Annotated in this window: 5 protein-coding genes; 3 read left to right on the top strand and 2 right to left on the bottom strand. The window is 33.7% G+C overall.

Annotation, left to right across the window (positions count from 1 at the left end; genetic code table 11):
- Positions 1-120: 120 nt before the first annotated feature.
- From F6K40_RS07575 to F6K40_RS07565, 3 genes are all read left to right on the top strand, one after another.
- On the top strand, positions 121-435 hold the full coding sequence (locus tag F6K40_RS07575) for a DUF6883 domain-containing protein (RefSeq protein WP_293133638.1): 315 nt from the start codon (positions 121-123) through the stop codon (positions 433-435).
- Between the two features lie 16 nt (positions 436-451).
- A complete protein-coding gene (locus F6K40_RS07570) occupies positions 452-841 on the top strand; it encodes a DUF4926 domain-containing protein (RefSeq protein WP_293133635.1) in 390 nt (129 codons plus the stop codon).
- Positions 842-1,457: 616 nt separating this feature from the next.
- Complete coding sequence (locus F6K40_RS07565) at positions 1,458-1,622, top strand: hypothetical protein (RefSeq protein WP_293133632.1); 165 nt, start codon at positions 1,458-1,460, stop codon at positions 1,620-1,622.
- 194 nt (positions 1,623-1,816) lie between these two features.
- On the opposite strand, the gene F6K40_RS07560 is transcribed toward F6K40_RS07565, so the two are convergent.
- Both F6K40_RS07560 and F6K40_RS07555 read right to left on the bottom strand, forming a co-directional pair.
- Positions 1,817-3,214, bottom strand: a complete 1,398-nt coding sequence (locus F6K40_RS07560; protein ID WP_293133629.1) for a ferredoxin:protochlorophyllide reductase (ATP-dependent) subunit N — start codon at positions 3,212-3,214, stop codon at positions 1,817-1,819.
- Positions 3,215-3,874: 660 nt separating this feature from the next.
- A partial coding sequence (locus tag F6K40_RS07555; RefSeq protein WP_293133626.1) for a hypothetical protein occupies positions 3,875-4,189 on the bottom strand: 315 nt, incomplete at its 5' end.

Below are 4,189 nucleotides of genomic sequence, written 5' to 3'. Positions count from 1 at the left end.
TATCAAAGGTTACTGAATATGTCTGGTTTATTAACAGAAAATTAGATGTGTGTTGCCTTGGTTTAAAACTGCATTGGATGATGAAGTGAGTTGATTTAGTTTATTTTAGATTTTAGTTAAATGTATTTGAATCAAAATGCGATAATTTCTCCTGATAAACTCACCAATTATCTATTAATTCCTTTGTCGAAAGATGATAAATCTCAATATTTAGCTCAGGGCGGTTATACTTTAGATAACTGGCAACAATTAGAGAAGGATTTGCGAGAACAAATTTTAACGTTAGAAGCACAACCAACTTTAAAAACAAAATATGGTCAAAAATATCAGATTATTGGGTCATTGAATTGTCCTAATGGGGTAGTTTTGAAGATCAAAACGATTTGGATAACTACTGAAGAAATAACTAAATTTCTTACTCTATTTCCTGCATAACATAGGAGAGATAAAAATGACATTTCCTCTATTTTCTCAAGTCAAATTAACTCAAGATATTCCTGAGTTTAATCTCAAAAAAGGTAGCGTCGGGGTAATTGTTGAACATTATCCGATGCTTGAAGGGGAAGAAGGCTACAGTGTTGAAGNTTTCCTGCATAACATAGGAGAGATAAAAATGACATTTCCTCTATTTTCTCAAGTCAAATTAACTCAAGATATTCCTGAGTTTAATCTCAAAAAAGGTAGCGTCGGGGTAATTGTTGAACATTATCCCATGTTTGAAGGAGAAGAAGGCTACAGTGTTGAAGGTTTAATTGTACACGACACCGTAGAAGTTGCTGAATCTCAAATTCAATTAGTTGAAGTTGAACAAAGACAAGAAAAAGCAATTTTTTTTAATTGATGACAGACGACAAGGCGTAGAAAATCTTTGAAATTCTTGCCCTCTAATTCGGGATATAATTTAAAGTCTGGGCATTTTTTAGTTTTTATGCCACATTGAAACTCATGCTGCTGCTGCTAATCGATCTGTTCAAGATCCTAACCCTAATAGTCCTAATGTTTTGACAGTAATGATTGCTTTTCCACCTTGCCCACAATTTAGTGCAGCAACAGTCACAAAAGAAGAATTATCCAACTGGCTCAAAGGACTTGGTGTCTCAATCTTGGCAAAATAATGGGAATTTTTCTAGTGGGGAATTTGTCTATGATCAGGGGAGTTATCTTCTGCTTTCCTGCTCAAAAAAAATTAGTAGAGCTAGAAAATTATCACCTCATATCCTCCTCAAATAAAATGAGTAAATTCCGAAAATCGCCCTGGAGGATTTTTCTGACTTGGTGTCTCAATCTTGGCAAAATAATGGGAATTTTTCTAGTGGGGAATTTTTCTATGAAGCGGGAGTTGTCTTTTACTTCCCTACTCAAAAAAAATTAGTAGAACTAGAAAATTATCACCTCGTACCCTCCTCAAATAAAATGAGTAAATTCCGAAAATCGCCCTGGAGGATTTTTCTGACTTGGTGTCTCAATCTTGGCAAAATTATGAAAATTTTTCTAGTGGGGAATTTTTCTATGAAGCGGGAGTTGTCTTTTACTTCCCTACTCAAAAAAAATTAGTAGAACTAGAAAATTATCACCTCATATCCTCCTCAAATAAAATGGATAAATTCCGAAAATCACCCTAGAGGATTTTTCTGACTCCCTGCTAAATCTTGGTAAAATGATGAAAATTTTTCTAGTGGGGAGTTTTTCTATGAAGCGGGAGTTGTCTTTTACTTCCCTACTCAAAAAAAATTAGTATAGCCAGAAAATCCCACCCTACTATTTTGAGAACTAAATTCTAAAATTTAGGAATTTTTCCTACCGACAAATCTATCAATTAAACCTTAGCTTCTTCCTTTACTAACTTATCCCAACCTAAATCTTTCAAAGCATTATTTCGACGCAAAGGACGAGTTACTAACTCCAAAATATCACGAGCATTTGTAAACCCATGAATTTGAGCAAAAGTAAACTCAACAGACCATTTCGTATTAATCCCCCGTGCCTCCAAAGGATTAGCATGAGCCATACCAGTAATTACCAAATCTGGCTGTAATTCATAAATCCTTTGAATCTGATTATAATTATCAGGTTTCTCAATAATCTTAGGCAAAGACACACCCATTTCGTGACAAGTTTTTTCCAACATTTCCAACTCAGCTTTTTGATATCTTTTATCCATATAAGGAATGCCAACTTCTGAACAAGTCATCCCACAACGAATCAAAAAACGAGCCAAAGAAATCTCCAACAAATTATCTCCCATAAAGAAAACAGACTTGCCACGAATTAACTGAATATAATCTTCTAAATTTTGCCAAATTTGTTTTTCTCTTTCTGCTAAACCTTGAGGTTCAATACCAAAAACAGAGCAAATTTTCTCAATCCAAGCTCTACTTCCATCAGGTCCGATCGGGAATGGGGCACTAATTAATTTACACTTCCGACGCCGCATTAAAGTAGTAGCAGTACGACTCAAGAAAGGATTAACACCTGCCACATAATATCCCTCTTCAATAACTGGTAATTCCGTGTAATGTTTCGCAGGCAACCAACCAGAAACCTTAATTCCTTGTTTCTTCAATTCTAAAGTTAATTGAGTTACAACTGGATCTGGCAAAGAACCAAATAAAACCAAAGGTGGATAATTAACATACTCAGATTTTTCCGCAGCAACTTCCTCTTTTTTTCTGCCAAAACTTAATAGTTTTTGGATGCCATTTCTTGATTCTTTTTCTGCTTCTAAAACTTGTTTCGGACAACGAGCTGCCATTGCTGCTAATACCGTATCTTCCCCTTGAGTAAAAGCATAATCCAAACCATTAGCACGAGCAACTACAATTGGAATGCCAATTTCTGACTCTAATTTAGGAGCCAAACCTTCCAAATCCATTTTAATAATTTCAGTTGTACAAGTGCCAATCCAAACTATCACACTAGGATTTCTGTCACGTTTAATTTGTAAAGATAAACGCTTCAATTCATCATAGTCATTTAACTTAGCTGAAATATCACCTTCTTCCAACTCAGCCATCGCATAACGAGGTTCAGCAAAAATCATTACTCCCATGGCATTTTGTAGGAAATAACCACAGGTTTTAGTACCTATTACTAAGAAGAAACTATCTTCTATTTTTTGATAAAGCCAAGATACACAACTAATCGGACAAAAAGTATGATAATTACCTGTTTCACACTCAAAAGTTAAAGCTTCAGGTTGAATAGTATTCGTCATAAAAAAAACACTCCTATTTATCAATTTTTTTTGAGGTAAATAAATGCTTATAATTCCTAAAATTAAGCTTTTATTGCATTATAAAAAAGTTTGATGCCTGGGATAAAAGCTTAGAACCTTAGAGATATAGCACTACAAAAAAAGTGTTAGAACATGGATAAAATTGAAATCCAAATCTGCCAATAGTTTTGACTTGAGCTGATCGGTAACTGCTAAGAGCTGAATGTTTATTTATCAACATTTTTGGGGGTAAATAAATGCTTGTAAATCCTAAAATTAAGCTTTTATCGAAACTACAAAAAATTTTTATCCCAGCTATGAAACTCAAGAACCTTAGCAGTAATAGTTTTAATTCAAAGAGTTTTGAATCAAGCTGATTAGCATCCTATTGATATACTTTACAATCCAATAACAAATTAGATTTTTAGAATTGAGAATTCTGTTTTTGACAATTTCAGGTAGGTTAGTAATTATTATTCTTAATTCAGCACTCAGAATTGAGAATTGAGAATTGAGAATTGAGAATTCTGTTTTTGACAATTTCAGGTAGGTTAGTAATTATTATTCTTAATTCAGCACTCAGAATTGAGAATTGAGAATTGAGAATTGAGAATTCTATTTTTGACAATTTCAGGTAGATTAGTAATTATTATTCTTAATTCAGCACTCAGAATTGAGAATTGAGAATTGAGAATTGAGAATTCTATTTTTGACAATTTCAGGTAGGTCAGTAATTATGATTCCTAATTCAGCACTCAGAATTGAGAATTGAGAATTGAGAATTTCAGGTAGGTCAGTAATTAGGACTTGCTGATTAAAGATCAAAGCATTTACATACAAAGGCTTTAGCCTTTTTAGGTATTGAAAAAGTACAGGGTTTTCGTTGTAGGCAGCTAAAAAAGTTAGGATGAAAGGGTTGACTATTGGTAGAAAAACCAAGGGATAAAATATCCGACTAGCAACTCGCTCCCATAC

Source organism: Okeania sp. SIO3I5, from assembly GCF_010672085.1.
In the GTDB taxonomy this organism is placed as follows: Bacteria; Cyanobacteriota; Cyanobacteriia; order Cyanobacteriales; family Microcoleaceae; genus Trichodesmium.
The sequence above is the reverse complement of the archived record's forward strand: the minus strand, read 5'-3'. Positions and strand labels throughout refer to the sequence as shown.